This is a genomic window from Sphingopyxis sp. EU05-FHT14B03 (assembly GCF_058790875.1).
In genome coordinates, this window is sequence record NZ_JBYTDC010000001.1 from 538496 (window position 1) to 564523 (window position 26028).

General features: G+C 64.0%; 22 protein-coding genes. 12 read left to right on the forward strand and 10 right to left on the reverse strand.

The annotated features are described in order from the left end of the window. Positions 1-132: 132 nt before the first annotated feature. Positions 133-1956: a cobaltochelatase subunit CobT gene (gene cobT / locus AC3WS4_RS02795; protein ID WP_492739901.1), complete on the forward strand. Its 1824-nt coding sequence runs from the start codon at positions 133-135 to the stop codon at positions 1954-1956. Between the two features lie 121 nt (positions 1957-2077). Here the strand turns inward: cobT and AC3WS4_RS02800 are convergent, their stop codons facing one another. After that, the gene (locus AC3WS4_RS02800; RefSeq protein ID WP_492739900.1) at positions 2078-2521 is read right to left on the reverse strand and encodes a hypothetical protein; all 444 of its coding nucleotides are present in this window, start codon (positions 2519-2521) and stop codon (positions 2078-2080) included. Between the two features lie 122 nt (positions 2522-2643). Here AC3WS4_RS02800 and AC3WS4_RS02805 point away from each other — a divergent pair, with 122 nt between their 5' ends. The 7 genes from AC3WS4_RS02805 (at position 2644) to AC3WS4_RS02835 (ending at position 9594) form a co-directional block, all read left to right on the forward strand. After that, entirely contained in the window at positions 2644-3234 is a 591-nt protein-coding gene (locus AC3WS4_RS02805; protein WP_187141382.1) for a hypothetical protein, read from the forward strand. A 35-nt stretch (positions 3235-3269) separates the two neighbouring features. Next, positions 3270-3767, forward strand: coding sequence for a hypothetical protein (locus AC3WS4_RS02810; protein WP_492742614.1), 498 nt, complete (start codon positions 3270-3272; stop codon positions 3765-3767). A 181-nt stretch (positions 3768-3948) separates the two neighbouring features. Next, the gene (locus AC3WS4_RS02815) at positions 3949-5595 is read left to right on the forward strand and encodes an acetolactate synthase large subunit (RefSeq protein WP_056348827.1); all 1647 of its coding nucleotides are present in this window, start codon (positions 3949-3951) and stop codon (positions 5593-5595) included. A 60-nt stretch (positions 5596-5655) separates the two neighbouring features. Continuing rightward, positions 5656-5949: a GIY-YIG nuclease family protein gene (locus AC3WS4_RS02820; protein ID WP_492739897.1), complete on the forward strand. Its 294-nt coding sequence runs from the start codon at positions 5656-5658 to the stop codon at positions 5947-5949. Positions 5950-5998: 49 nt separating this feature from the next. Next, positions 5999-7438, forward strand: coding sequence for an aldehyde dehydrogenase family protein (locus AC3WS4_RS02825; protein WP_492739895.1), 1440 nt, complete (start codon positions 5999-6001; stop codon positions 7436-7438). 219 nt (positions 7439-7657) lie between these two features. Then, positions 7658-8539, forward strand: coding sequence for a UDP-2,3-diacylglucosamine diphosphatase (locus AC3WS4_RS02830; protein WP_492739893.1), 882 nt, complete (start codon positions 7658-7660; stop codon positions 8537-8539). Further along, positions 8539-9594 (forward strand): glycosyltransferase family 4 protein, encoded by a 1056-nt coding sequence (locus AC3WS4_RS02835; RefSeq protein ID WP_492739892.1) that lies wholly within the window; start codon positions 8539-8541, stop codon positions 9592-9594. The genes AC3WS4_RS02830 and AC3WS4_RS02835 overlap by 1 nt, the downstream gene beginning before the upstream one ends. On the opposite strand, the gene AC3WS4_RS02840 is transcribed toward AC3WS4_RS02835, so the two are convergent. Continuing rightward, positions 9591-12080 carry a TonB-dependent receptor gene (locus AC3WS4_RS02840; protein WP_492739891.1) on the reverse strand — a complete coding sequence of 830 codons (2490 nt, stop codon included), beginning with the start codon at positions 12078-12080 and terminating at the stop codon, positions 9591-9593. The two genes, AC3WS4_RS02835 and AC3WS4_RS02840, sit on opposite strands and share 4 nt — an antisense overlap. A gap of 359 nt (positions 12081-12439) precedes the next feature. Between AC3WS4_RS02840 and guaA the strand changes: the two genes are divergently transcribed. Further along, entirely contained in the window at positions 12440-13999 is a 1560-nt protein-coding gene (gene guaA / locus AC3WS4_RS02845) for a glutamine-hydrolyzing GMP synthase (RefSeq protein ID WP_492739890.1), read from the forward strand. Positions 14000-14591: 592 nt separating this feature from the next. Further along, a complete protein-coding gene (locus AC3WS4_RS02850) occupies positions 14592-15422 on the forward strand; it encodes a 23S rRNA (adenine(2030)-N(6))-methyltransferase RlmJ (protein WP_492739888.1) in 831 nt (276 codons plus the stop codon). Between the two features lie 127 nt (positions 15423-15549). Here the strand turns inward: AC3WS4_RS02850 and AC3WS4_RS02855 are convergent, their stop codons facing one another. The 3 genes from AC3WS4_RS02855 to AC3WS4_RS02865 all read right to left on the reverse strand — a co-directional run bounded on the left by AC3WS4_RS02855 (position 15550) and on the right by AC3WS4_RS02865 (position 17711). Further along, complete coding sequence (locus tag AC3WS4_RS02855) at positions 15550-15870, reverse strand: hypothetical protein (protein WP_492739887.1); 321 nt, start codon at positions 15868-15870, stop codon at positions 15550-15552. Positions 15871-16100: 230 nt separating this feature from the next. Beyond that, positions 16101-16421, reverse strand: a complete 321-nt coding sequence (locus tag AC3WS4_RS02860) for a 2Fe-2S iron-sulfur cluster-binding protein (RefSeq protein ID WP_492739886.1) — start codon at positions 16419-16421, stop codon at positions 16101-16103. Positions 16422-16424: 3 nt separating this feature from the next. Further along, positions 16425-17711: an aromatic ring-hydroxylating oxygenase subunit alpha gene (locus AC3WS4_RS02865; protein WP_492742616.1), complete on the reverse strand. Its 1287-nt coding sequence runs from the start codon at positions 17709-17711 to the stop codon at positions 16425-16427. Positions 17712-17781: 70 nt separating this feature from the next. Here AC3WS4_RS02865 and AC3WS4_RS02870 point away from each other — a divergent pair, with 70 nt between their 5' ends. Both AC3WS4_RS02870 and gloA read left to right on the forward strand, forming a co-directional pair. Further along, complete coding sequence (locus AC3WS4_RS02870) at positions 17782-18510, forward strand: SDR family NAD(P)-dependent oxidoreductase (protein WP_492739885.1); 729 nt, start codon at positions 17782-17784, stop codon at positions 18508-18510. Positions 18511-18557: 47 nt separating this feature from the next. Beyond that, positions 18558-19058, forward strand: a complete 501-nt coding sequence (gene gloA, locus AC3WS4_RS02875; protein WP_492739884.1) for a lactoylglutathione lyase — start codon at positions 18558-18560, stop codon at positions 19056-19058. Between the two features lie 8 nt (positions 19059-19066). Here gloA and AC3WS4_RS02880 read toward each other — a convergent pair whose 3' ends face one another. From AC3WS4_RS02880 to AC3WS4_RS02900, 5 genes are all read right to left on the reverse strand, one after another. Beyond that, positions 19067-19852, reverse strand: a complete 786-nt coding sequence (locus AC3WS4_RS02880; protein ID WP_082545088.1) for a FadR/GntR family transcriptional regulator — start codon at positions 19850-19852, stop codon at positions 19067-19069. A gap of 63 nt (positions 19853-19915) precedes the next feature. Beyond that, the gene (locus AC3WS4_RS02885; protein WP_492742618.1) at positions 19916-21172 is read right to left on the reverse strand and encodes a spinster family MFS transporter; all 1257 of its coding nucleotides are present in this window, start codon (positions 21170-21172) and stop codon (positions 19916-19918) included. A gap of 65 nt (positions 21173-21237) precedes the next feature. Further along, positions 21238-22020 carry an SDR family NAD(P)-dependent oxidoreductase gene (locus AC3WS4_RS02890; protein WP_056348785.1) on the reverse strand — a complete coding sequence of 261 codons (783 nt, stop codon included), beginning with the start codon at positions 22018-22020 and terminating at the stop codon, positions 21238-21240. Positions 22021-22032: 12 nt separating this feature from the next. Further along, positions 22033-23568 carry a class I adenylate-forming enzyme family protein gene (locus AC3WS4_RS02895; RefSeq protein ID WP_492739882.1) on the reverse strand — a complete coding sequence of 512 codons (1536 nt, stop codon included), beginning with the start codon at positions 23566-23568 and terminating at the stop codon, positions 22033-22035. A 54-nt stretch (positions 23569-23622) separates the two neighbouring features. Further along, the gene (locus AC3WS4_RS02900; protein WP_492739881.1) at positions 23623-25941 is read right to left on the reverse strand and encodes a TonB-dependent receptor; all 2319 of its coding nucleotides are present in this window, start codon (positions 25939-25941) and stop codon (positions 23623-23625) included. Positions 25942-26028: the final 87 nt, after the last annotated feature.

Sequence of the window (26028 nt, forward strand, 5' to 3'; positions counted from 1 at the left end):
TCCCGGGCTTGACCCGGGACCCGCCTTTTTCTTCAAGACAGGCGGGTCCCGGATCGAGTCCGGGGTGACGTGCGGGAATTGCCACCGCGCCATCTTCCTTCGATGGCAAAAGCTGGTTAGAGCCGAGTCACCATGACCGCCTCCTCTCCCCTCGACGATTTCAAGGCCGCGCTGTCGAGCGTCGCGCGCGCGGTGACGCGCGATGCCGAGGTCGAGGTCGGGTTCACCGCCGACGCCCCGGCGCAGATCGGCAAGACGATCAAGGTCCCCACGCCGTCGCGCACCCTGCCCGCCGACCAGGTCGCCGAAGCGCGCGGATTCGCCGACGGTTATGCGCTGCGGATGAAGCACCATAGCGAAAAGCTGCACGCCGCCGCGCGTCCCGCCGAACCGCTCGCCGCCGCCGCCTTCGACGCGATGGAGCGCGCGCGCATCGAGGCACTCGGTGCGCGGCACATGGACGGGATGCGCGCGAACCTGTCGGCGAGCCTCGCGATGCGGATGCGCAGCGACCCGATCGCGCGTGCGCAGAGCCGCGACGACGTGCCGGTATCCTCGGCGCTCGAACTGATGCTGCGTCAGGCGCTGACCGGCGAAGCGCCGCCACCGGGCACCGAAACCGGGCTCGGCCTGATCAGCGACTGGATCGCCAAGCAGGCCGGCGGCGACATCGACGCGCTCGCGATGCAGATCGACGATCAGGTCGCGTTCGCGGAAACCGCGAAGCTCGCGCTGCGCCACCTCGACCTGATCTATGGCGACGAGCCGATGGACGAGGGCGCCGAGGACGGCGGCGACGAGGACCAAAGCGAGGCCGAAGAGTCGCAGGACGAACAGGATAGCGAGGACGGCGGCAGCAGCGAGCAACAGGTCGACGCCCGCGCCGAAACCGCGGGCGACCAGGCCGACGACGGCGACAGCGATCCCGACGCGCAGGAGATGGAGGCCGACGGCGAACCCGAAATGGGCGGCGAAGGCGACGAGGGCATGTTGCCGGTGCGCCCCAACCGCCTGCCGACCGACGTCCCCGACTTCAACTATCTGCGCTTCACCGAAAAGCATGACGAGATCATCGCCGCGACCGACCTGTGCGACGCCGACGAACTGACGCGGCTGCGCGCCTATCTCGACCAGCAGATGCAGCATCTGCAGGGCGCGGTGACCAAGCTCGCCAACCGGCTCCAGCGCCGCTTGATGGCGCAGCAGAACCGCGCGTGGGACTTCGACCAGGAGGAAGGCCAGCTCGACGCCGCGCGGCTCGCGCGCGTCATCGTCTCGCCCGGCCAGTCGCTCTCCTACAAGATCGAACGCGACACCGATTTTCGCGATACCGTCGTCACCCTGCTGATCGACAACAGCGGATCGATGCGCGGCCGCCCGATCAGCATCGCCGCGATCAGCGCCGACATCCTTGCCCGCACGCTCGAACGTTGCGGCGTCAAGACCGAAATCCTGGGCTTCACCACGCGCACCTGGAAGGGCGGACAGAGCCGCGAGGACTGGCTCGCCGCCGGCCGGCCGCCGCACCCCGGCCGCCTGAACGATTTGCGTCACATCATCTACAAGCCCGCCGACGAACCCTATCGCCGCGCACGCAAGTCGCTCGGGCTGATGATGCGCGAGGGGCTGCTCAAGGAAAATATCGACGGCGAGGCGCTGATCTGGGCGCACAGCCGCATCGTCAACCGCCCCGAGGAACGCCGCATTTTGATGGTGATTTCGGACGGCGCGCCGGTCGACGACAGCACGCTGTCGGTCAATCATGGCGCGTACCTGGATCAGCATTTGCGCCAGGTGATCGAGTGGATCGAGACCCGCTCGCCGGTTGAGCTGTGCGCGATCGGCATCGGGCATGACGTGACGCGATACTATAGCCGCGCGGTCACCATCATGGACGCAGAACAGCTCGGCGGCACGATGGTCGAGCAGCTCGCCGGATTATTCGACATCGATTGAGCCACGGCGAATTCGAGGCGAGTCAAGACGTCGCCCCCTCTCCATATGGCGCCAAAAAAAGGGGAGCGACAAACGCCGCTCCCTCGTTTCGCCAGCCACCGCGAACAGCGCGGCGAGGACCTTACATCTTCTTGCCGGTCCACGTTTCGGGATCGAACCCTTCGAGCGTGTCGCCCTTCGTACCCGCGGCGATTTCCTCGGCGGTCAGGAACTTGATCGCGACACCACCGGCCTTGGTGCTGCCCCAGCTCATGGCGGTGACGTGGCTGTCGCCATATTTGGCGCCGATCACGGCGTCCGCGCCCAGCTTTTCGCCGCGTTCCCACAGCTCGTTATAGATTTTCTGCTGGGACGGTTCCTTGCTGAAAATCGTCGCCTTGCGGACACCCGCGGTCACCACGCCGACGATCCTGTACGGCTTGTCGGTGATGTCATAAGGGAAAACGGGAACGCCCATTTCCTCGTTGACGACGACATGGGTCGCGTCCTTTTTCTTCGCCAACGCGGGCGTCGAAACCGCCGCGACCGCGATCGCCACGGCCGCGAGAATCTTGCTTCGTTTCATTGTCTGCTCCCCCTTTGGATGTTTGTTTTAATTCGCGGTGCGGCGGGCGCAGGTCAACCTGATTCTATCTTGGCAAAACCCGTGGTTCATGGGCTAAGCTGCGGAGGACGCAGGGGGATATCATGGTTCCGATTCATGCGGCGATGGCCGCGGCCTGGTTAGTGTCCGCGACGCCGGCGGCGCCCGCCGACGCGCCGCCGGCGACGGTGGTGGTCGCAGCCGAGCCGATGGCCGCGGAACCCGCCGCGGGCGCCGCGGCACCGATTCCTCCGGCTGTCGTGCTGAGGCGCGATACGCCGATCCATTTCATGGTCGTATCGGAAGTGACGACCAAGACGCATCTGGCGGGACACCGGTTCAGATTGCGGGTCGACAGGCCGGTCGTCGTCGACGGCGTCACGATCATCGCCGTCGGCGCCACCGCTTGGGGCGAAGTGCTCGCCGCCAAGAAGAGCGGCAATGTCGGCAAGGCCGGCTCGCTCGAAGCGAAACTCCTCTATGTCGAAAGCGGTGGCATCCAAATTCCGGTCAGCGGCACCAACAGCGCCAGGGGCGCTGGCGGTGGCGGCGAGACCGCGCTGGGCATTCTCGCGCTCGGTCCTCTCGGTCTCTTTGCCAAGGGCAATAATGCGAAGATCAAGGCGGGCGAGCTGATGACGGGTTTTGTCGAGCAGGACACCCAAATCCCGGCGCCATCGCCGGCCGGGTCATGATGCAACTCCGCGCGTCCGCCCTTGGTCTCGCCCTGATGCTCGCCTTTCCGGCCGCCGAGCAGGAGACCGCGAGCGCACCGCCCGCCACGCAAACGACCGACGACGCCCGGCTCCTCGTGCCCGCGGGTTCGACGATCGACCTCGTCACCACCAATGGCATTTCCAGCAAGAAGAACGTCAAGGGCGACCTCCTTTATCTGAAGGTCGCGGCGGCGGTGATCATCGATGGCGTCACGGCCATACCCGTCGACACCGTCGTTGTCGGCCAGCTCTCGCGCGCCGAGGAGCGCGGCGCGTTCGGAAAGGCGGGGAAGCTCGAAGTGCAATTGCTCTATGCGGAACTGCCCGGGGGGCCGCTCCGGGTGAGCGGCACGCTGGAGGCCAAGGGCAAGGGCGGGGCCGACGACGCTGCGGCGACCGCCGCCGCCTTTCTCGTCCTACCCTTCGTCGCCACCGGGCGTAGCGCGGATATCCCCGCCGGATCGGAAGTGTTGGGTCGGCTCGACCGCGATCTCTGGATCGACAAACGCTGATCAAAGCCTTCACCCACGCGTAGGTGACAACCCCTTTTCCCCTCGTTACAACCGCTTCCCGATGCAGCAGGGACTCGCGGCCTGACGACGAGCGCCGCTGTATCGATACTTGTGCCGAGGGTCGCCGGCACACACTAGGGGCCGCACCGATGGGGTGCATGGCTGAGGGGGCGACTGTCACATGAAAAAAGCATCCGACCTGTTCATCGAATGCCTGGAGGAAGAAGGCGTCGAGTATATTTTCGGCGTCCCGGGCGAGGAGAATCTCGACTTTCTCGACAGCCTGTCGCGGTCGACCAAGATCAAGCTGATCCTGACCCGGCACGAACAGGGCGCGGGCTTCATGGCCGCCACCTATGGCCGCCACACTGGCAAGACCGGCGTCTGCCTCGCGACACTCGGCCCCGGCGCGACCAACTTCGTCACCGCCGCCGCCTATGCGCAATTGGGCGGCATGCCGATGATGATGATCACCGGGCAAAAGCCGATCAAGAAGTCGAAGCAGGGCCGGTTCCAGATTCTCGACGTCGTCGCGATGATGGGGCCGATCACCAAATATACCCACCAGATGGCCTCGTCGGACAATATCCCGAGCCGCGTGCGCGAAGCCTTTCGCCTCGCCGAGGAAGAAAAACCCGGCGCGGTGCATATCGAACTGCCCGAGGATATCGCCGACGAACATACCGACAGCCTGCCGATCAAGCGCAGTCATTCGCGCCGGCCAACCGCCGACGTCAAATCGATCCGCGAGGCGGTGAAGGCGATCGAGGAAGCGACCTCGCCCGTCCTCGTCATCGGTGCCGGCGCGAACCGCACGATGACCAGTCGCATGCTGCTGCAGTTCATCGAAAAGACCGGCATCCCTTTCCTGACGACGCAGCTCGGCAAGGGCGTGATCGACGAACGCCATCCGAAATTCCTCGGCTGCGCCGCGCTGTCGGCGGGCGATTTCGTCCACCGCGCGGTCGAGGCGTCGGACTGTATCGTCAACCTCGGCCATGATGTGATCGAAAAGCCGCCCTTCTTCATGAAACAGGGCGGTCCGACCGTCATCCACGTCTCGACCAAGACCGCCGAGGTCGACCCGGTCTATTTCCCCGATATCGAGGTGATCGGCGACATCGCCAATGCGGTGTGGCAGATCAAGGAAGACATCGTCCCCAACGGCGGCTGGAAATTCGACCATATGCTCGCCTTCCGCAAGGGCGAGGTCGACCATACCGCACCGCTGGCACAGGACGCGCGTTTCCCGATCTTCCCGCCGCACCTGGTGCAATCCGTGCGCGATTCGATGCCCGACGACGGCATCATCTGCCTCGACAACGGCGTCTACAAAATCTGGTTCGCGCGTGGTTACACCGCCTATCGCCCCAATACGGTGCTGCTCGACAATGCGCTCGCGACGATGGGCGCGGGGCTGCCGTCGGCGATGATGTCGGCGATGGTCTATCCGGGGCGCAAGGTCATGGCGATCTGCGGCGACGGCGGTTTCATGATGAACAGCCAGGAAATGGAGACCGCGGTCCGCCTGGGGCTCAACATCACCGTGCTGATCTTGAACGACAACAGCTATGGCATGATCCGCTGGAAACAGGCGAACATGGGTTTCAAGGATTGGGGGCTGACCTATGGCAACCCCGATTTCGTCAAATATGCCGAAAGCTATGGGGCCCACGGCCACCGCGTCGAAAGCGCCGCGCACCTGAAGGAACTGCTCGCGCATACCCGCGACACGCCGGGGGTGCATCTGATCGACTGCCCGGTCGATTACACCGAGAACGACCAGATTTTGAACATCGACATCAAGAAGATATCGAAGGAAATGTAAGCGCCTGCCACCGCCCGCTGTTTCTTGTCATCCCCGCGAAAGCGGGGACCCAGGAGCGAAATGGAACAGACCTATCACGTCTATATCCTCGCGAGCGGGCGCAACGGCACTCTCTACACGGGCGTGACCGGCAACCTGGCACAGCGATGTTCGCAGCATAGGAACGGCCGAGGGTCGAGCTTCACGAGGCATTATGGCGTGCATCGGCTGGTGCATGCCGAAGCCTTCGCCGATGTGAACGAAGCGATCGCGCGCGAGAAGGCCGTAAAGAAATGGCGCCGCGCTTGGAAACTGGAATTGATCGAACAAGGCAATCCGCAATGGCTCGATCTCTATGATCGGCTCAACGGCTGAATTGGCCGCCCCTGGGTCCCCGCTTTCGCGGGGATGACATGGTTGGAGAATGATTGTGAAGTTGAAAGACGTCTACCCGCTCTACCTCAACAACAAGGCGGTGCAGCCGAACACCGACCTCGAGGTCATCGACAAATATACCGGCGAAGTTGCGTTCCGCACCGCGCTCGCGACCCCCGACGTGATCGACGAGGCGATCGCGGGGGCGGTGCGCGCCGCCGAGCCGATGGCGCGGCTCGCGAGTTTCGAGAAGCGCGATGTGCTCACCCATTGCGTCGGGCGCTTTCAGGAGCGGTTCGACGAACTCGCCTATGCGCTGTGCGTCGAGGCGGGCAAGCCGATCGCCGACGCCGAGGGCGAGGTCAGCCGCCTGATCGACACCTTTCGCATCGCCGCAGAGGAAGCGGTACGCAACTATGGCGAGATCCAGCCGCTCGACATTTCGGCGCGCGCCAAGGGCTATATGGGGATGTGGAAGCGCGTGCCGATCGGGCCGTGCAGCTTCATTTCTCCGTTCAACTTTCCGCTCAACCTCGCCGCGCACAAGATCGCCCCGGCGATCGCGATCGGCTGCCCCTTCGTCATGAAGCCCGCGTCGATGACCCCGCTGGGCGCGATCATCATGGGCGAAGTACTCGCCGAGTGCGATATCCTGCCCGAGGGCGCGTTCAGCATATTGCCCGCGAGCCGTGCAGGCGCCGATTTGTTCACGACCGACGAGCGGTTGAAACTGCTCAGCTTCACTGGCTCACCCGGCGTCGGCTGGGATTTGAAGGCCAAGGCGGGCAAGAAGAAGGTCGTGCTCGAACTCGGCGGCAACGCCGCGGTGGTCGTCGACAAGGACGCCGACCTCGACCATGCGCTCGCGCGGATCATCTTCGGCGGCTATTATCAGTCGGGGCAAAGCTGCATCCACGTCCAGCGCGTGATCATCCATGAGGATATCTACGATCGTTTCCGCGACATGCTCGCCGCAAAGGTCAAGACGCTGAAATCGGGCGATCCGAAGCTCCACGACACCTTCATCGGCCCGATGATCTCGGTCAAGGAAGCGCAGCGGCTGAAGGGCTGGATCGACACCGCGATCGCCGCAGGCGCGACCCTGCTCGCGGGCGGCGGTTGCGAAGGCAATATGCTCGAAGCGGCCTTGCTGGAGAATGTGCCGCGCGACGCCGATGTGGTGGTCGAGGAAGCTTTCGGCCCCGTCGTCGTGCTGTCGAAATTCTCGAAGTGGGAGGACGCCCTCGCCGAGGTCAACGACAGCAAGTTCGGGCTCCAGGCCGGGCTGTTCACCAGCGACCTGCACAAGGTGCTCGAGGCCTGGGACCATCTCGAGGTCGGCGGCATCGTCGTCAACGACGTGTCGAGCTACCGCGTCGACAATATGCCCTATGGCGGGGTGAAGGACAGCGGGCTGGGCCGTGAGGGCGTGCGTTTCGCGATCGAGGATATGAGCGAAATCCGGAATTTGGTGATCCGGCGCGTTTGACCGTCGCCCCCGCGAAGGCGGGGGCCGCTATCGGGGTAGCGCTAGGTCGCCCGCGGCCCCCGCCTTCGCGAGGGCGACGGAGCTTGTCACGACATGCCTTTCGGCACCGTCACACAACCGCCGCCAAACTTTCTCCAAACTGTCGCGGCTTCGATTCCCGCCGTGTAACAAAACTCCTGTCTAGGCCGTGGACAGCTAAGGCTGCCCACGGAGCATGACATGGCATCGATTTCGACCCTGCCGATCCCCGCCCGTTTCCCCGACCCCTTCACCACCGACCCGCATATTCCCGAACGGGTCATTGGCGAACGGCGGAGCTATCGCACCGTCTGGGTCAGCGACATCCACCTTGGCACCCGCGGCTGCAACGCCGCGATGCTCATCGATTTCTTCGACCATGTCGATTGCGAGACGCTCTACCTCGTCGGCGACATCATCGACGGCTGGCGATTGAAGAAGCGCCATTTCTGGCCGCCCGAGCATAATGACGTCGTCTGGCGCGTGCTGAAGCGCGCCAAGCGCGGCACCCGCGTCGTCTATGTCCCCGGTAATCATGACGAGATGATCAAGCCGTTCGACGGTTTCGATTTCGGCGGGGTCGAAATCCGCCGCGAGGTGATCCACGAAACCGCCGATGGCAAGAAACTGCTCGTCGTCCATGGCGACGATTTCGACGCGGTGATGCTCGCGCATCGTTGGCTCGCCTTCGTCGGCGACGCCGCCTACACCGCGCTGATGAAGTGCAATGTGGTGGTGAACCGCATCCGCAGCAAACTCGGCCTGCCCTATTGGTCGCTGTCGATGGTCGCCAAGCACAAGGTCAAAAATGCCGTCCAGTTCATCGGGCGGTACGAGGAAGTCGTCGCCCACGCCGCCCGCTCGCGCGGGGTCGATGGCGTCGTGTGCGGCCATATCCACAGCGCCGAGATGCGCGAGATCGAGGGCGTCGACTATTATAACGACGGCGACTGGGTCGAAGGCTGCACCGCGCTGGTCGAGCATCACGACGGCACGATGGAAATTCTCCACTGGGCAGAGGAGGTCGCGGCGCGCGCCGCGCCGACCCCGCTGGCGCTTCCCGCCCCGGCACGGGCGGCCTGATGCGGATCCTGATCGTCAGCGACGCGTGGGAGCCGCAGGTCAACGGCGTCGTCCGCACCTTGCAGGCGACGATCGGCGAATTGCGGCGCGCGGGGCACGAGGTCGGCATCGTTTCGCCCGACCTGTTTCGCTCGATCCCCTGCCCCTCTTATCCCGAAATCCGCCTTGCCTTCGCCGGCTGGCGCAAGGTCGGGCGGCATATCCGCGCCTTTGCCCCGCAGGCGATCCATATTTCGACCGAGGGCCCGCTAGGCATGGCGGCGCGGCGCTGGTGTATCCGCAACAAATTCCCCTTCACCACCGCCTATCACACGCGCTTTCCCGAATATGTCGCGGCGCGATTGCCGCTGTCGCCCGCCTTCGTGTGGCGCTTCATCCGCTGGTTCCACCGCCCGGCGCGCCACATCATGGTCGCGACGCGCAGCCTTGCGCGCGAACTCGCCGACCAGGGCCTGACCCAGACGATGCTGTGGGAACGCGGGGTCGACCATGACCTGTTCCGTCCCGACCGCGCAGCCCATCCGGCGCTCGCGAGACTGCCGCGCCCGATCCAGCTCTATGTCGGCCGTGTCGCGGTCGAAAAGAATATCGAGGCGTTCCTTGATACCGCCCAGCCCGGCACCAAGGTGATCGTCGGCGACGGCCCGGCGCTCGCCGAACTCAAGGCGCGTTATCCGGGCGCCGTCTTCCTCGGCAAGCAGACCGGCGAGGCACTCGCTTCGACCTATGCCGGCGCCGACGTCTTCGTCTTTCCGAGCCGGACCGACACCTTCGGCCTGGTGATCATCGAGGCGCTGAGCGCCGGCACGCCGGTCGCCGCTTATCCGGTCCCCGGTCCGGGCGACATCGTGACGGGCGGCGCGGGCGCTCTCAACGCGGATCTGGACGCGGCGATCGCCGCGGCGCTGCAATGCGATCGTGGCGACGCGGCGGCGCTCGGCGCGCGTTACAACTGGCCCGCCTGCACCGCGCAGTTCGCCAAGGCCCTCACCTTCGTGCCCGCCGAAATGGCGCCCGAAGGCGCCGTGCTCGGCACGACGATCCTCTCCGCCTAAAAGGTCTTGCGCCACTCCAGCTCGATATAACGGCCGAGCGGATCGATATAGCCCGGCTGGTAGTTGAGCGGCACGATGCCGTTACCGTCGGTGATCTTGCGCTGCGCGTCGAAGATATTGTCGACCGCGAGGCGCAGGCGCGAACCCTTGAGGAACGGCATCTTCTCGATCAGCTTCGGCTTCTGGCCCAAATCCATGAAGACGCGCAGGTTGAAGGTCGCGAGGTCGCCGAAATCGAGGTCGCCCGCGGTGCCGCCGGTCACGGTGCTGCCGCTGTCGTACTTCGCGCTCAGCCGCACCCCGAGCCCCTTGTTGAACACGCCGCCGTCGAGTTCGACGAGGTGTCGGTTGCTGCCGCCGCCGCTGCCCGTCGCCGAGCCGTCGAGCAGGTCGAGTTCGGGCACGCCCGGGCGGATGAAGATCGTGTCGGTCAGTTTGACCGTGTGATAGAGCGAGACCTGCCAGCGCCCGCCCTGCGGGCCGCCGAGCATGCCGCCGGGGCCACCAGGACCGCGACCGCCGCCGCCAGCGCGCGGACCGCCGCCACCGGGGCCGCCCGGACCGCGCTGTGCGCCGGGTCCGCGTTCGCCGCCGGGCGGACGTCCGCCCGCGCCTTCGGGCCGCGCGCCGCCAGGGCCGCCGGCAGCGCCGGGTCCGCCCTGCTGTTGCTGGCCGAAACTCTTGCCGAAGTTGAAACCCCAGCGAATCTGCGAATTTTCGGTGCGGTCGAAATTGACCGGCCGCTGGTCGAGCGCGATCAGCACACCATCGGCATCACGCGTAACCCGGTCGGGGAAGGCCGCCTCGATCTCGGGGGTCAGCAGCGGGAAGCTGTTCGCGGTGTCATAGCTCTTGTTCTTGTTGTAATTGACCGAGAAGTTCAGCCCCTCGAGCATCGGCGGCGACCAATTCAAGCCCAGCTTAAGGTCGCGGCGCTGCTCGGCGAGCAGGAAGGGGTTGCCGCCCGTGGTCGTCGTGATCTGCACCGTCTGGCCGGTCGAAAAATCATAATAGGTAACCCCCGGGGTCACCAGCGGCGCGGCGCCGAGTTGCTGGATGCCCGGCGCCGCCTCGTCATTGTTGAAGCTCGCGACGAGCGAAAGATTGTCGGTGATCCCCCAATTGAGGTTCGCGCCCCAACTCTTGAGCGCCGCGAAATCGCTCGGATCCTGATATTGCCCGCTGAGCGTGAGCGACACGCGGCCGATATTGCCCGCGCCATATTCGGGGTCGAGCAGCGGGATCGTCAGCGAGCCGAGGACGCCCGGCAGGTCGCGCGCGAGATCGGTCGTCGTGACCGCCAGCGCCGTTTGCGACCGGCTGTCGAAGCGCAGTCCCGCATAATTCGCGGTCGCCGACAGACGGATCGGTCCGGCCCAGCCGTCGCCCAGCCCGCCCGAGATATTGGCGGTGCCGCCGAAACTTTGCTGGCTGCTGTCGAACCGGTCGCGCGCGCCGCTGACGCGATCGGTGAAGATCAGCGAATCGGCGTCGGCATAATTGGCCGCCGCCGACCAGCGCCAGTTGCCGAGCATGCCATTGATGCTGGCGGTCGTCGACAGGTTGCGGCTGCGGCTGTTGCGCGTCAGCGGGTCGGTGACACCGCCGACGCCGGGGCCGATCAGCGACAGGCTGTCGGTCTGGTCGAAACGGACATTGAGCGAGGCGTCGGTCAGCTTGTTGAGGCTGCGTTGGACCGTACCGTCGATCTTGTAGGTGTCGCTCGCCCCGAGCAGGCTGCGCGCCGGGGCGCCGGCAGCCAATGCCTGGCCGTCAGCGTCTGAAGCATAGTCGAGGTTACGCTCGCTCTCGCGCAGCATCGTCTGATGCTCCCACCCGGTGTTCAGGTTGAAGCGGCCATTCGCGCCGATCATCAGGAAGCTCGGTTCGATTTCGCTTTGGAAGCGTCCGCCCTGCGTCGGAATGCCGCCCTCGGCCTCGACCGCGACTTGCCGGAAATTGGGCTTGAGCACGAGGTTGACGACGCGTTCGTCGGCCGCATAGCCATATTGCAGCGCGACCTCTTCGGGGAACACTTCGACCTTGGCGATCGCTTCGGGGGGCAGGTTGCGCACTTCGCCGAAACCGCCGATGCGGCGCCCGTTGACGAGAATGATCGGTCGCCCGCTGCCGCGCCCGCGGCCCGAACGCGTCTGGGGCGCGAGTGCGGTCAGCAGTTCCTCGACGTTCGACACGCCATAGCTGGCGATCGCCGCCTCATCGAGTTCGGCCTCGGCGGTAAAATCGGTGTCGAGCTGACCGACGAGCCGCGGCGCGGTGACGACGATTTCGTCCTCATAGCCGTCGTCGTTGCTGTCCTGCGGATTGGCGGCGGCACCGTCGGCGGGCTGGTCGGCCGCGACGGTGGTCGTCACGGCGACCGCGATCGGACTGTCGACGGCTTCGGCCATCGCCGGGCAGGCGAACGAAGCCCCCGCCGCGAGCAGGGCGGCCTTGACCGACAGCGAGGAGGAGAATTTTGGCATGGGAGAGACGAGCCTTTTTCTTTTGTCTTTGTTTTCTTTAGCGAAGCAGGCTGAACCCGCCCTGACGTCCAGTTGCCCCGGCCGTTCAGCTAGGCGGCGTTTGTCGCAACAATATGGCAGTGCAACAAAAGTTCCACGAACGGCGGTTAGGCGCCGCCCGACAGCAGTCCCATGCTCGAACGGAAAAGGGGCGCGCCTTCGGGACGCCCCTTTTCTATCCCGATGCGCGGCGCCCGGTCGCTCAATTTGCCGCCTTCAGCGACCGCTGCCAGCCCTATCGCGCGCCGGCCGAAGATCGGGAACCATGGTCGAGGCCTAGAAATACTGGACAGCGCCGGGGTCCATCCTTAGGTGGCGCCATGTCCATACAACCTCCCGAATCCATCCTGATCGTCGACTTCGGTAGCCAGGTGACCCAGCTCATCGCGCGCCGCGTGCGCGAGGCGGGGGTCTATAGCGAGATCGTCCCGTTCAACAGCGCCGCCGAGGCCTTCGCGCGGATGCAGCCCCGGGGCGTGATCCTGTCGGGCGGCCCCGCGTCGGTCACCGACGACGGTAGCCCGCGCGCGCCGCAGGCGATCCTCGACAGCGGCCTGCCGATCCTCGCGATCTGCTATGGCCAGCAGACGCTGTGCGTCCAGCTCGGCGGCACGGTCGAGGGCGGGCACGCCGCCGAATTCGGCCGCGCCGACGTCGAAATCCTGAAAGCCAGCCCGCTGTTCGAGGGTTTCTGGGAGGTCGGGCAGAAATATCCGGTGTGGATGAGTCACGGCGACCGCGTCACCGAGGCGCCCGACGGGTTCGAAATCGTCGGCACCTCGCCCAACGCCCCTTTCGCGATCTGCGTCAACGAGACGCGGCGCTATTATACGACGATGTTCCATCCCGAGGTGGTCCACACCCCCGACGGCGCGAAATTGCTGTCGAACTTCGTCCACAAGATCTGCGGCCTCGCCGGCGACTGGACGATGGCAGAGTTCCGCACCAACAAGATCGCCGACATCCGCGCCCAGGTCGGCGACCAGCGCGTACTCTGCGGCCTGTCGGGCGGGGTCGACAGCGCGGTCGCCGCGGTGCTGCTCCACGAAGCGATCGGCGAACAGCTTACCTGCGTCTTCGTCGATCACGGCCTTCTGCGCCTCAACGAACGCGAACAGGTCGAGCGGCTGTTCCGCGACCATTATAATATCCCGCTGGTCGTCGTCGACGCCGAGGAACGCTTCATGGCCGGGCTCGCCGGCGTTTCCGACCCCGAGGCGAAGCGCAAGTTCATCGGCAAGACCTTCATCGACGTCTTCGACGAGGAAGCGCAGAAGCTCGGCGGCGCCGATTTCCTCGCGCAGGGCACATTGTACCCCGATGTCATCGAATCGGTGTCGTTCACCGGCGGGCCGAGCGTCACGATCAAGAGCCACCACAATGTCGGCGGTCTGCCCGAACGCATGAAGATGGCGCTCGTCGAACCCTTGCGCGAATTGTTCAAGGACGAAGTGCGCCTGCTCGGCAAGGAACTCGGGCTTCCCGACATCTTCGTCGGCCGCCACCCCTTCCCCGGCCCCGGCCTCGCGATCCGCATCCCCGGCGAAGTCACCAAGCCGAGCTGCGACATTTTGCGCAAGGCCGACGCGATCTATCTCGAAGAGATCCGAAACGCGGGTCTCTATGACGAGATCTGGCAGGCGTTCGCGGTGCTGCTCCCCGTCCGCACCGTCGGCGTGATGGGCGATTACCGCACCTACGATCAGGTCTGCGCGCTGCGTGCGGTGACCTCGACCGACGGCATGACCGCCGACATCTACCCGTTCGAAGCCGCCTTCCTGTCGCGCTGCGCGACGCGCATCATCAACGAGGTGCAGGGCATCAACCGCGTGGTGTATGATTATACGTCGAAGCCGCCGGGGACGATCGAGTGGGAGTGACGATAACAATCGATATCGATCGACTACAATCGGTACCAGCACTTCGATTGCTCATCTGAGTTACCCTGGCCCGATCTCAAATATGATCGGCGCCGACAAAACGAGCGGGAGCCAGCTTCGGGACTTTGAGTTACTTGTCGGTTTGACCGGCGAAGTTCTGCTTCGAGGGATTTTGGGTGCGGGCGCCACCTTCGCGCGACCTTCCAGGCTGCTTTGGCGACACGCTCCGATCCAGGTCATTCGACATTGAGCGGGTGCAGATCCGCTCCTGACAGACGCGGACGTCGAAGCGCCGCAATTCTGATCATGCGCTGTTATATGAATGTTCGGCCGACATCAGGCGACCGGGCGCTTCGCGGCAATGCCAATCGCATCCGGCTCCCCGATGATCGAACCTTCGCATGCGGCCCGGAGCCCGGCGCCTCCACCTCTGGTGACGGTCGCTAACGCGGGTTTGAGGCCTTGCGCAGAATGCTTTGAAGGTTTCCGTCCGACGCTATACGGGCACCGGATGGGTTGCTTCCCTCGCCTCGCGCTCGGCTTCCGCGCCCGGCCGTTCGATGAAGGCAGATCGCCAGGATTTTGAATTACAATGAATTATCGCCATAGCTTCCATGCCGGCAACAGCGCCGATGTCGTAAAGCACAGCCTGCTGATCGCCCTCGTGCGGGCGTTGCAGCTCAAAGAGAGCGCGCTCACCCTGATCGACACCCATGCCGGTTGCGGGCTGTACGACCTTGGCGGCGAGGAGGCGAGGCGCACCGGCGAGGCCACACAGGGCGTGCTGCGGGCCTTTGCCGACCCGAACCCCTTGCTGGACGACTACCGCGCCGCCGTTCAGGCCGTGAATGCCGGGGACGAGCTTCGCTTCTATCCCGGATCGCCGCGATTTCTGGCGCAGCTTCTGCGTCCGCAGGATTTTCTGATCCTGAACGAGAAACATCCCGACGACGCCTATGCCCTGCGCGGCGCGATGCGCGACACATCCGCCGCCGTGCACGAACGCGACGCCTATGAGCTTTGGCTGGCGATGCTGCCGCCCCGCACCGCGCGCGGCGTGGTGGTGGTCGACCCGCCCTACGAGCAGACCGATGAACGCGCACGTATCACCGCCACCCTCGCCGCGGCTAACCGCAAATGGGCGCATGGCGTGACGGTGGTCTGGTATCCGCTGAAAGACCGCGCCACGCATGTGCGTTGGAAGCAGCAGTTGCGCAACCTCGGCATCCCGAAATTTCTGGTGGTGGAGCATTGGTTGTACGATCGCGATCAGCCCGACATCTATAACGGCGCGGGCCTCTTTATCATCAACCCGCCCTATGCCTTCACGCAGGCGCTGCCGCCTCTGCTGGAAGCCCTGCGCACCGCGCTGGCGCCCGAGGGGCATAGGGGCGAGATTACAAGCGATTGGTTGGGCGATTAAAATTAACCCTCATCTTCCCCTTCTCCCAAAGGAGGAATTGGGGCGCTTCAGATTTTAAACAGATTTGCTCACGCTGAATTTGAAACGCGGTTTTCGCGCCGAATGCCAGTGCGCCAGACGATTGCGCTTAGTGGCCCTCGGCATCAACCATGAAGACCGTCGGCTTGCCGCGAGACGCCGGGTCCCATCCTGCCGACAATGCCGCTCGCACCCCTCGCGAGGCTATCGCGTCGTTGATGTGCGACCGCCCTTTCGGCAATCCTTTCAACAGGCGCTTTGGCGTCGGAAATTCCAGCACGGCTTCGCGGGGCATATCTCTCTGGCGCAAGGCGACCGTCATGCCCTTCCAGCCTTCGGAAGAGGACAGTTGGGGCTCGCTCAGGAGTTCCCAGTCATATTTGACACCATCGATTTGGACGGTACCGCCGCGGCCGTGCATGTGAAGCATGGGATGCCCATAGCATGTTAAGCGCGGCGCTCCAGTCGGTTCACATCAGAGATCGGCTACCGGACCGTCTAGCGGCCAAGACAGCCGCTCCGCGGCGACGATTGGCATGATTGCAGACCGCCTGCAATCATGCCGATTACCCCGATTAGCGAACGCGCAGTGCACGCTGCGAGCTGAGATTTCGCGATTTCGACGCAAGTTTTATCACTATCCGAAGACCTGGGAGCACATCATCGTTGCTCCTCTGAAAGCTTGACGGTTAGACCGTCCAATTCGGCAGAGACATCGATCTGGCAAGAGAGGCGGCTGTGTTCGTCTCGACCTTCGACGAATTCGAGCATCAGATCTTCGGCCTCGCCCAATGATGGCAGACGGTTACGCCATGCGGGGTCCACATGGACATGGCAGGTCGCACAGGAACAACCCCCGCCGCAATCAGCCCGGATCGCATCGATGCCATGCCGTAGCGCCGCTTCCATCAGTGAATGGCCGACCTCCGCCTCGACATTGCGCTCGGTTCCATCGGGCTCGACAAAAATGACTCTCACCATGCCTCAGTCTTCGGCCGCGAGATATTGATCGAGGCTGTCGTAGAAATGGCGCAACCGGCGCTCCTGCCGGTTGAAGAGCATTCCTTTGAACCCCTTGGAATTGACGCCCTTCTGAAGCCAGGGGATGTTGCGCGCGTCCTGGTTATAGACCTCATTCTCGAACTTATAGTCGAGTCCGCGCCCGTGTACCGTCTTGGGCCGCTCCACCGTCATCCCCGGCTCTGCCGGACGTTCGAACTGCTGGACCCAGAAAGTCGCTCGCCCAGGATCGTCGGCATGCGGCATGTAGCGAAATATCGAGAAGCGCTCGGCGAATGTGTTGATCGTGATATTGGGAAAGATGAAATAGTGGAAATCGTCGGTCATCTGATCGTCCGACAGCGCCGCGACGTCATAGCCCGCTTCCGTCAGCTTAGCCCGCATGCCGCGCTGCATAGCCAGCCGCATGTCGTCGAGCCGCCCCTCATATTCATCAGCATCGACCCCAGCGGCAGCCGCCATCGCCTTCAGCCCCGGCTGTGCCTTGCGTCGCTGCTCCTCGGGCAGGCGCGAACAAGGCGCGCCCATATGATAGAGGCCGCGGCTGTGGAGACCATAAAGATCGATCGGCATATCCTCCGCGTCTTCCAGATAGAATTGCAGCTGCGGGTGCGTCACCGGGCCGTGGTAGCCCTCCTGGAATGCATCCGCGGCAATCTTCCAGTTGCAGTCCCATTCAACGATCTGCTCGCCGACGAAATTATAGGTATCGAGCCTATACCCGGCGAGCTGGCGTCCCGCCTCACCCAGAAATTCCTCGAGGCTACCGGCATTGGGATCGAGATTGATCCAGACGAGATTCTGCCAGACCTGACAGCGGATCGGCGGCAGGGCGACATCCTTCTCGTCGGTATAGCCCTGGAAGCTCTCCTTATCGGGAATGTTGCGCAACGACCCGTCGAGGTTCCACTCGAAGCCATGGAACCAGCAATAGAGCGAGCGGATGTTGCGGCGCTCGGTGACGATCTGGCGCCCGCGATGCTGGCAGACATTGTAGAAGGCGCGGATCGCGCCATCGTCGCCATGCACGACCACCACCGGCTCCTTGCCGATCATGATCGGAAACGCATCGCCGGGCCTTGCGACGTCCGCAACAGGACACGCCAGGAGCCAGACCTTCGAGAAGACCTTTTCGAACTCGGCGGAAAGCACATCACGACCAGTGAATCTATGAGGCGAGATTCGCGACGTCGAAAATCCATCTGCGTCAAAAACACCTTTATTTTCGGCAAGAATCATCTCTCCGGTCATATTGGACTTTCCTTTTTTATCCCCTTATCTAGTATCATAGATATAAGAAGATCGGATGGAGGGCAAGAGGATGAAGACTGCGGTGATTACCGGCGCCGCATCGGGTATCGGCCGGCACATCGCCGTCGCACTGGCTTTGCGAGAAGCTGAAAGGCTGGTCCTGATCGACGTCGATGTCGATGGCATGAAAGAGACAGCGAGCCTTGCGTCGGGTGCGGAAACCATGCTGATCACGGCGGATCTTACCTGCGCCGACGCCATCGCCTCGGCCTTTGCCTCGCTCGCCGACGACCAGATTGTCATCGATCTCCTGTTCAATTGTGCCGGCATACCCGCCGGCACGCCGGCTTGGCCCGACACGCCTGCAGCGCGAATCCACACCATCATCGATCTCAACCTCGCAGGCACGATTCTCAGCGTCCAGGCGGCGCTGCCGTTGATGCGCTCACCCGGCGGCTCGATCGTCAACATCGCGTCGGTCAGCGGCCTCAATCCCTATGCGACCGGCGCCGTCTATGCCGCGAGCAAGGCCGGCGTGATCATGTTTACCCGCTGCTGCGCCGAGCTTGCGGTCACCCATGGCGTCCGGGTCAACGCGCTTTGTCCGGGCATTGTCGATACGCCCTTCCTCCGGAAGACGGGGCCTGGTGGCCAGACGGCAGACTGGCTTGCCGAGCGCCTCCGTGACCGTTCGATCCTCACCGCAGCCGAGGTAGCGGACGCGGCGATAAAGCTCGCGCTCGAGCCCGACACGGCGGGCGAATATGAAGTGCTGGTCGCCGGCACGGCCGACGCCTAATCACCTGCCTGACGCCTCCCCTTCCCCTCCGACAAGGATTTTCTTGCATGACCACCTCATCCGAAACAGCCGGATATGCGCTGAACCAGACGATGCTTCGTGTGCGAGATCCCGAAGATTCCCTGCGTTTCTATCGCGACATACTGGGCATGACGCTCCTCCAGCGGCTCGATTTCGAGGACATGCAATTCTCGCTCTACTTCCTTGCCTATCTCGGTGAAGGCGAGATCATTCCATCGGATCCAGCCGAGCGGGCGCGATTCATATTCGATCGCGAAACGACGCTCGAGCTGACGCATAACTGGGGAAGCGAGAAGGAAATCGCTACTCCCTACCATAATGGCAACAGCGAACCGCGGGGGTTCGGCCATATCGGAATCAGCGTGCCCGACGTCTATGAAGCATGCCAGCGCTTCGAACGGCTGGGTGCAACCTTCGTGAAGCGCCCGGATGACGGCAAAATGAAGGGGATCGCCTTCGTTTCCGATCCCGATGGCTATTGGATCGAAATCCTCTCTTCGCCGCGCATGACCGACTTCCTGACCTGAGCGCCGTCCTAGAGCGGGTCGAGATCAGGATCGAAATCGGCGAAGGAAACGGTCCGCGCGACTTCGCTCGGAAACAGCTGGCGCATGTCCGCCAGATAGCCGTCGACAAGGCCACTCATCGCCCGGCGCGCCTCTTCGGCATCGCGCGCGCGAACCGCATCGAAGACCTTGCGCGCGCGCTGGAGGGCGAGAACCCGAAAGGGCTCGGCAGGGACCATTCCGCCCGACCGGGTCAAACGTCGCAGGGCTGGCGCCAGCATCTCGATCAGCGGATTACGCGTCGCATCGGCGACGGCGTTCCAGAAGCGCGAATAGGCACGATAATAAGTCGGATAATCACCGACCGCTGCGTCCATGTCGGTGATCGCCTGCGCCATCCGATCGCAGTCGTCGGCCGTGGCGTTGCGCGCCGCAAGCGCGATCATCCCCGGCTCCATCGCCGCGCGCGCAATCATGAGCGAGTCGACCGTGGCACCCGAAAACTGGAGAACAAGCGCCAGAGTCGAAGCGAGCTCCTCCCAGTTCGGCTTGCCGACATAGGTTCCGCCCCCTGGCCCGGACTTTATCTTGATTACGCCTTGGATCTGGAGGAAACGCAGCGCCTCGCGCAACGCCCCGCGCGATACACCGTGGAGGGCCAGCGCCTCGGCCTCGGACCGGTAGCGGTCTCCGGGCTTCATGCCGCTATCGTAGATTTCCTGGGCTATATCACGCGCCAGGTGCAACGCCGTACCACCGCGCGGGCGCGCATCCCCCCGTTTGTCCTTCGCTCGCTCCCCTGCCATGCCTTGCATTCGTCTCCGCCGCCAATCTCGCCTAGCTAGTCAGTCCGGCGGCATATGGAAAGGCCGCAGCGCTCAGAGCGGTATCGCGTTCCGGCGCATGTGGCGCGATCCGAGCAGGAAATGCAGCGCAGACCACAGGGAGAAGGGGACGAGCAGAAGCATGGCCGAAGACAATCCGTCCTGCCCGCTCGCCCGTTGAACGATATCGCTCGCAGCCCCGATCAGCAGCGGCATGCAGCCAAAACCGATGATATTATAGGTGAGCAAAAGGAGGGCGGCGCCCATAGCCCGCGAGTCCGGCGGTGATTGCGACTGCACGGCGGCATAAGTTGGTCCGAGCCAGATCCCGCCCACCAGAGCGGGGAAAGCGTAAAGCCATAGCGCTGTGGTCGTATCGTCGACGGTCAGGAACAAGAACAGAGCCGGAAGCGCGATGACCTTCGCGGCGGCGGCGACCCAGAGCCGGCGCGCGGGATCGGTTCGGCCGAGCCGATCGGCGACCCAGCCGCCGATGATCATGCCGCTCGACCCGATGATGCCGCTGAGCAGGCCGAGTGCCAGCCCGACATCCAGCGCCGACATCTGGTGCGTCCGCATCAGATAGGTCGGCACGAACAAAATGGTCGAGGCAGAAACGCCCGCTGCCAGCGAAGCGCCGATGAAGACGTGGCGCAGCACGCGGTCCTTCCAGATCAGCGCGACGTTGCGCGTGAACGCCCCACGCAGCGCCGAAGAAAATACCACAACCCTTGTACGCGCCCGAAAAACGTCCTTTGCCGCCATGGCAACGAGCGGCGCCAGGAGAACGCCCGGCAAGCCCACCGCAACAAAAGCGAGGCGCCAGCCATATTCCTGTACAAGCCATGCACCCAGCAGATAGGAGAGCGTCAGGCCAGCCGAAGCGCCGGCGGCATAGACCCCAAGCGCCAGCGCCCGGCGATCGTCGGGAAAAAGATCGGCGATCAGGCTGTGCGCCGGCGGACTGCATCCCGCTTCCCCGAGCCCCACGCCCGCGCGCACGAGCAGCAACTGTACGAAGGACGTTGCCGCGCCGCACAGCATGGTCATCATGCTCCAGACCGCGAGCGAGATGGCGATGATCCGGGACCGGTTGCTGCGATCGGCCGCAAAGGACACGAAAATCCCGCCGATGCCGTACATCAGCGAGAAGGCAAAGCCGCCGAGCAACCCGAGCTGCCAATCCGCCAGCGCAAATTCGCCCTGGATCGAGGGCAACAGGATGGCGAGGATATTCCGGTCGATGTTCGCGAGCACAAAAACCGCCGTCAGCAGAAGGAGTGTCGTCCAGGGCCGCGGCACGCCCGTCATGGCGGTGGGCAATTCGCTTGAGTTCGGCCGTTCCAAGATGATCCTCTCCCGCTGCTTCCAGGGCTTCAAAAAACGGTGTAGCCGCCGTCCACCACGATCGAATCCCCGGTGTGAAAACTCGAGGCATCGCTCGCGAGGTAGACCGCAATCGCCGAGAAATCGTCGCCATCCCCCCATCGCCCGACCGGCGCACGCGCCACGACATTATTGTTGAATTTGTCCCAGCCCTGCAGCCTCTCGGTCATGTCCGATCGGGTCCAGCCGGGCAGGATGCTGTTCGCCCGGATCCCCAAGGGACCGAGCTCGACCGCCATCGCGCGGGTGAGCGAGACGACCGCGCCTTTCGTCGCGCCATAATGTTCGTTGCGTGCCGCGCCATGCATCGACGCGGTCGAGGCGATCGAAACCAGCGATCCGCCGCGCTCGCCCGTCTCGCCGCGCGCGATCATATGCCGGGCCGCCTCGCGAAGCGTGAAAAAGACGCCGTGAACGTTGACGTCCTGGATACGGCGAAAATCCTCGAGCGAAATGTCGAACATGTCCTTTCGGGCGATGCTGAGTCCGGCGTTGGCGATCGCCTGATCGATCCGGCCGAATTCATCCATGATCGCCGCGATCCCGGCCGCGACCGCCGCCTCGTCGGCGACATCGACCGATGCACAGCGCACTTCGCCGCCGAAACCGCGAAGCTCTTGCACCGCCCGCTCGTTCTTTTCGGGCTTGTTGCCCCAGATGACAACGGTCGCGCCGTGCATGGCCAACCCCTTCGCCATGCCGAGACCGATACCGCCGTTGCCCCCGGTCACCAGCGCGACCTTGCCGGTCAAATCGAACAACCCCTGTGTCATAAAATCTCCCGTTCAGGCGGCGCGAAAACGATCGCGCAATTCGGTCTTGAGAATCTTGCCGACACCCGACAATGGCAGTTCGTCGACAAGCGAAAGCGATCGCGGCAGCTTGTAACCCGCGAGCGATGCCCGGCAATGATCCTGGATCCCGGCCAGATCGAGTTCGGCATGGGGCTTCGGTACGACGACCGCATGAACGCGCTCGCCCCAATTCGCGTCAGGCAAGCCGATGATCGCGAGCGCGGCTATTCCCGGATGGGTGGAAAGCACCGTCTCGACCTCCGCCGAATAGACATTCTCGCCGCCCGTCACGATCATGTCCTTCAGCCGGTCGACGATCGTGACATATCCGTCCGCATCCATCCGCCCGACATCGCCGGTGTGCATCCAGCCGTCGCACAGCACCGCTGCGGTTTCCTCGGGCCGCCCCCAATAGCCGAGCATGACGTTGGGACCGCGAACGGCGACCTCACCCGACACCCCTCGGGGGGCCTCGCTGCCATCGGGTGCAACGATCCGTACTTCGCAGATCGCCGTCGCGCGGCCGGCCGAACGGGCGCGGCCGTTCGCAAACGCCTCGGGGCCATGATCGGCAGGCGCGAGAAGGCAGCATGTCGGCGACAATTCGGTCATGCCATAGGCCTGGCAAAAGCTGGTCTGCGGAAATGCAGCGACGAGCCGGGCGAGCAATGCCTGGTCAATCGTCGATGCTCCATATCGGATCAGACGCACGCTGCCGGTATCGAAATCGGCGAAGCGCGGATGATCCACCAACATCCGGAGCATTGTGGGGACGAGGAAGAGATCGGTCACCTTGTGCGTCTCGATCGCGTCGAGAACCTGCAAGGGATCGAAGACAGGCAGGAAGACGCAGGTCGCGCCCGCGAAGAGCGCGAGAAACAGTCCGGCGAGCCCGCCTATATGGAAAAGCGGCGCGGAGTGGAGAAAGACCGTGCCGGGCGTCGCCCCGGGCAAAGACAGGGTGGCCAATTGCGAGAAGGCGATGCCTGAATGGCTGAGCATCACGCCCTTTGGCTTACCCGTCGTCCCCCCCGTATATATGATCGCGGCGAGATCCGCGCCGCGGCGAAGCGCATCGGGAACAGCATCGGCGACGTCGAGCCACGCATCGCGGCCCGCGACTCCATCGACAGTGGATGCACCGATCGACACGATGCAGCGCAGGTGCGGAGCGGCGGCGCGGATGTCCGGGATCAGCGCGTCGAAAAAGGGATCGACGATGAGGACCGATGTTTCGCAATCGACGAGCGAGAAGGCAATCTCGACGCTCGACCAGCGCGTGTTGACTGGGTTGATGACCCCGCCCGCCCAGAAGGTGCCGAGAAGATATTCGGCATAGTGGTTCCCGTTGCCGGCCAGAAGCGCCACCCGGTCGCCCGGCTCGACGCCCAAAGCCCGTATCGCGCCGGCGAAGCGCGCCGCCCGGTCACGCAGCTCCGCCCAGCTCAACCGTTCGTCGCCGTCGACAAGCGCGATGGCATCCGGCGTTCGCTGTACCATTCTGTGCAGGCATTGAGTCAGATACATGGGACCGTCCGACAGGGAGAGAGGCGGCGCGGGGCGGCGCGCCCCGCGCCTCGATCAGAAACGGGCCTTTGCTTGCACGGCGATGACGCGGGGCTGGTCGACCTGAACCGTATAGGCGCCGGCGACGAGCGGAACGTTGAAACCGAAGCTCGGCACATATTCGTTGGTGAGATTCTTGCCGACCAAGGCCAGTTCCCAGTGTCCGTCGGCATCTCCGACACCGATGCGCAGGTCGTAGAGGGCGACGCCGCCCGTGATACGGTTCGGATCGCCATCCGGCCCATATTCCTGGCTGGTCCGCGCCGAGACGCGGCCATCCGCAATCGCAACCAGGCCGCCGCCCACAGGCTGGCGCAGATTGACGAAGAGCGATCCCGACCAGTTCGGAGAATAGGCCAGCGTATGTCCGCTCAGGTCCTGACCGCGCGATCCACCCGTCGTCACGCACCCCAGCGCCGCGGTCTGGTTCGCATAGCAAGGCGCATTGAGGTAGGAGACATAATAGGCATCGAGATAGGCCAGGTTGCCGCCGATGGTGACACCGTCGGCGACCGCGAATTCCGCCTCGGCCTCGACGCCGCGACTCCGGGCCTTTGCGGCGTTACGAACCGTAAAGCCGACGCCATTGAAGGAACTCAGCTGAAGATCGTTGAAGGTGCTCGAAAAGGCGCTGACATTGAGGCGCCCCCGCCTGCCGAACAGGCTGGTCTTATAGCCAAGCTCGAAGGATTCGGCCGTCTCGGGCAGAAATTGATATGTGGCGTCGGAGAAGGTCGCGATCGATGAATCGAAGCCGCCTTGCTTGAAGCCGGTCCGGTAGCTTCCGTAGAGAAGACCGCCCTTGTACGGCTCCCACTCGATCGAGACCGAGGGCGTGAACTTGCTTTCGCCCGAGGAACGCTTCACGTCGAAAGGACGCTGCCCGAGGACCGCGGCGGCTGTGGCGAGCACGACCGGGTCGGTGCTGGGCGTCGTCCCCGTGCCCGGGGCCGGAACGACGCGGATGTTGTGGATGTTGCGATCCGAGGTCTGATAGCGTCCGCCTGCGGTGAGGCGGAAGCCGGGCGCGAACTCGAATGTGCCTTGGGCAAACACGCCCATCGTGGACTCGTCGCGATAGGTGGTCGTGCAGCCCCTGATCCTGGTCGTGCGTCCCAGCACGCCCAGGTCGAAGTCGCTGCAGGAATCGATCGAGTCGATCTGCATGTTCTGGAAGTAGATACCGCCGATATAGGTGAAGCGCTGGTTCGGATCGGATTCGATGCGCAATTCCTGGCTGAACTGCTTGGTCGACTGATTGAGGAACGTGTTGACGATCGGCAGCGGCGTCGCGTCGGCATCGATCTGCTCGCGCCATTTGCTGTCGATATAGCCGGTTAGCGAGACGATCTTGGCAAAGTCGAAATCGAGCGTTGCCCGGAAAGTTCCGATGACGGCGCGATCCTTTCCGCATTCGTCGCAGGCGTTCGGATTGCGACCGGCCGAGCGGAATCGACTCGCAGTGAAATCTTCATCGGCGTCGAGTGCGCGCACCTGTGCGACAAAGCTGTTCACATTGGCGAAACGCGTATCGACGAAGCCAATCTGTGCGGAGCGACCGAAGCTGGTCGCGCGGCTCGCCTGCACCGATGCGAAGAGTTCGAGATTGTCGGTCGGATTGGCAAGCAGGCTGAAGCGCCCGGAGATGCTCTTCTCCTCGGGCGCACGCTTGTCGGTGTAGCTGTTGAAGAAGGCGCCGTCGGATGTCGACGCCTTGACCGCAAGGCGCGCAGCGACCCGGTCGCTCAACGGCCCGGTCACATAGCCTTCGAGCGAACGACGCGTTCCCCCGTCGATATCGACCAGGCCGACCGCCTGCCCCTCTAGGGTAAAGCGCGGCTGGCCCGACGTGATGTTGATCGCGCCACCGATCGTGCTCTTGCCGAACAGCGTGCTCTGCGGCCCTTTCAGAATTTCGACCTGCTCCGTGTCGAGGAAGGCGAGACGCGACAGGCGGGCAACGCCCATAGAAATACCGTCCTGAAACAGGCCGACCGACTGTTCAAAGGCAGCGCTCGATCCCGAGCCCACGCCGCGGACGAACAATTGCTCGCTGAGCCCGCCGTAGCTGATGTGGAGTGTCGGAACCGACGTCGAAAGCGCTTCAAGCCCGGTGGTGCCCTGGTTGACAAGAGATTCGCCGCTCACCGCCTGCACCGACACCGGAACGTCCTGGAGGCTCTGCGCGCGCTTTTGCGCTGTGACGATGATTTCGGTCAGCGCAGGACCTTCCGATGCCGCGTCGGCCGCGTCGGCGCCGGTTTGCTGCGCGTGAACAGTCGTCGGCGCAATGGCCCCCGCCGCCAGCGCCGCGAGCGCGCAGTGCGCGAGCATCCGCCCCCGACCTTGGTACAAACGCGGCGCTTGAATCAGCCTCTCGAGCATATCCCTCTCCCATGTTCGCCATGCTACGCCGGGTGA

What these genes read in the sequence shown, in the direction of transcription:
- AC3WS4_RS02810 (WP_492742614.1), top strand. Translation starts at nt 3,270, where the DNA reads ATGCTCGCCTTTCCGGCCGCCGAGCAGGAGACCGCGAGCGCACCGCCC.
- AC3WS4_RS02835 (WP_492739892.1), top strand. Translation starts at nt 8,539, where the DNA reads ATGCGGATCCTGATCGTCAGCGACGCGTGGGAGCCGCAGGTCAACGGC.
- AC3WS4_RS02815 (WP_056348827.1), top strand. Translation starts at nt 3,949, where the DNA reads ATGAAAAAAGCATCCGACCTGTTCATCGAATGCCTGGAGGAAGAAGGC.
- AC3WS4_RS02870 (WP_492739885.1), top strand. Translation starts at nt 17,782, where the DNA reads ATGAAGACTGCGGTGATTACCGGCGCCGCATCGGGTATCGGCCGGCAC.
- AC3WS4_RS02900 (WP_492739881.1), bottom strand. Translation starts at nt 25,941, where the DNA reads ATGCTCGCGCACTGCGCGCTCGCGGCGCTGGCGGCGGGGGCCATTGCG.
- AC3WS4_RS02825 (WP_492739895.1), top strand. Translation starts at nt 5,999, where the DNA reads ATGATTGTGAAGTTGAAAGACGTCTACCCGCTCTACCTCAACAACAAG.
- AC3WS4_RS02805 (WP_187141382.1), top strand. Translation starts at nt 2,644, where the DNA reads ATGGTTCCGATTCATGCGGCGATGGCCGCGGCCTGGTTAGTGTCCGCG.
- AC3WS4_RS02840 (WP_492739891.1), bottom strand. Translation starts at nt 12,080, where the DNA reads ATGCCAAAATTCTCCTCCTCGCTGTCGGTCAAGGCCGCCCTGCTCGCG.
- AC3WS4_RS02800 (WP_492739900.1), bottom strand. Translation starts at nt 2,521, where the DNA reads ATGAAACGAAGCAAGATTCTCGCGGCCGTGGCGATCGCGGTCGCGGCG.
- guaA (WP_492739890.1), top strand. Translation starts at nt 12,440, where the DNA reads ATGTCCATACAACCTCCCGAATCCATCCTGATCGTCGACTTCGGTAGC.
- AC3WS4_RS02820 (WP_492739897.1), top strand. Translation starts at nt 5,656, where the DNA reads ATGGAACAGACCTATCACGTCTATATCCTCGCGAGCGGGCGCAACGGC.
- gloA (WP_492739884.1), top strand. Translation starts at nt 18,558, where the DNA reads ATGACCACCTCATCCGAAACAGCCGGATATGCGCTGAACCAGACGATG.
- AC3WS4_RS02850 (WP_492739888.1), top strand. Translation starts at nt 14,592, where the DNA reads ATGAATTATCGCCATAGCTTCCATGCCGGCAACAGCGCCGATGTCGTA.
- AC3WS4_RS02830 (WP_492739893.1), top strand. Translation starts at nt 7,658, where the DNA reads ATGGCATCGATTTCGACCCTGCCGATCCCCGCCCGTTTCCCCGACCCC.
- AC3WS4_RS02895 (WP_492739882.1), bottom strand. Translation starts at nt 23,568, where the DNA reads ATGTATCTGACTCAATGCCTGCACAGAATGGTACAGCGAACGCCGGAT.
- AC3WS4_RS02890 (WP_056348785.1), bottom strand. Translation starts at nt 22,020, where the DNA reads ATGACACAGGGGTTGTTCGATTTGACCGGCAAGGTCGCGCTGGTGACC.
- cobT (WP_492739901.1), top strand. Translation starts at nt 133, where the DNA reads ATGACCGCCTCCTCTCCCCTCGACGATTTCAAGGCCGCGCTGTCGAGC.
- AC3WS4_RS02855 (WP_492739887.1), bottom strand. Translation starts at nt 15,870, where the DNA reads ATGCTTCACATGCACGGCCGCGGCGGTACCGTCCAAATCGATGGTGTC.
- AC3WS4_RS02865 (WP_492742616.1), bottom strand. Translation starts at nt 17,711, where the DNA reads ATGACCGGAGAGATGATTCTTGCCGAAAATAAAGGTGTTTTTGACGCA.
- AC3WS4_RS02885 (WP_492742618.1), bottom strand. Translation starts at nt 21,172, where the DNA reads ATGACGGGCGTGCCGCGGCCCTGGACGACACTCCTTCTGCTGACGGCG.
- AC3WS4_RS02880 (WP_082545088.1), bottom strand. Translation starts at nt 19,852, where the DNA reads ATGCAAGGCATGGCAGGGGAGCGAGCGAAGGACAAACGGGGGGATGCG.
- AC3WS4_RS02860 (WP_492739886.1), bottom strand. Translation starts at nt 16,421, where the DNA reads ATGGTGAGAGTCATTTTTGTCGAGCCCGATGGAACCGAGCGCAATGTC.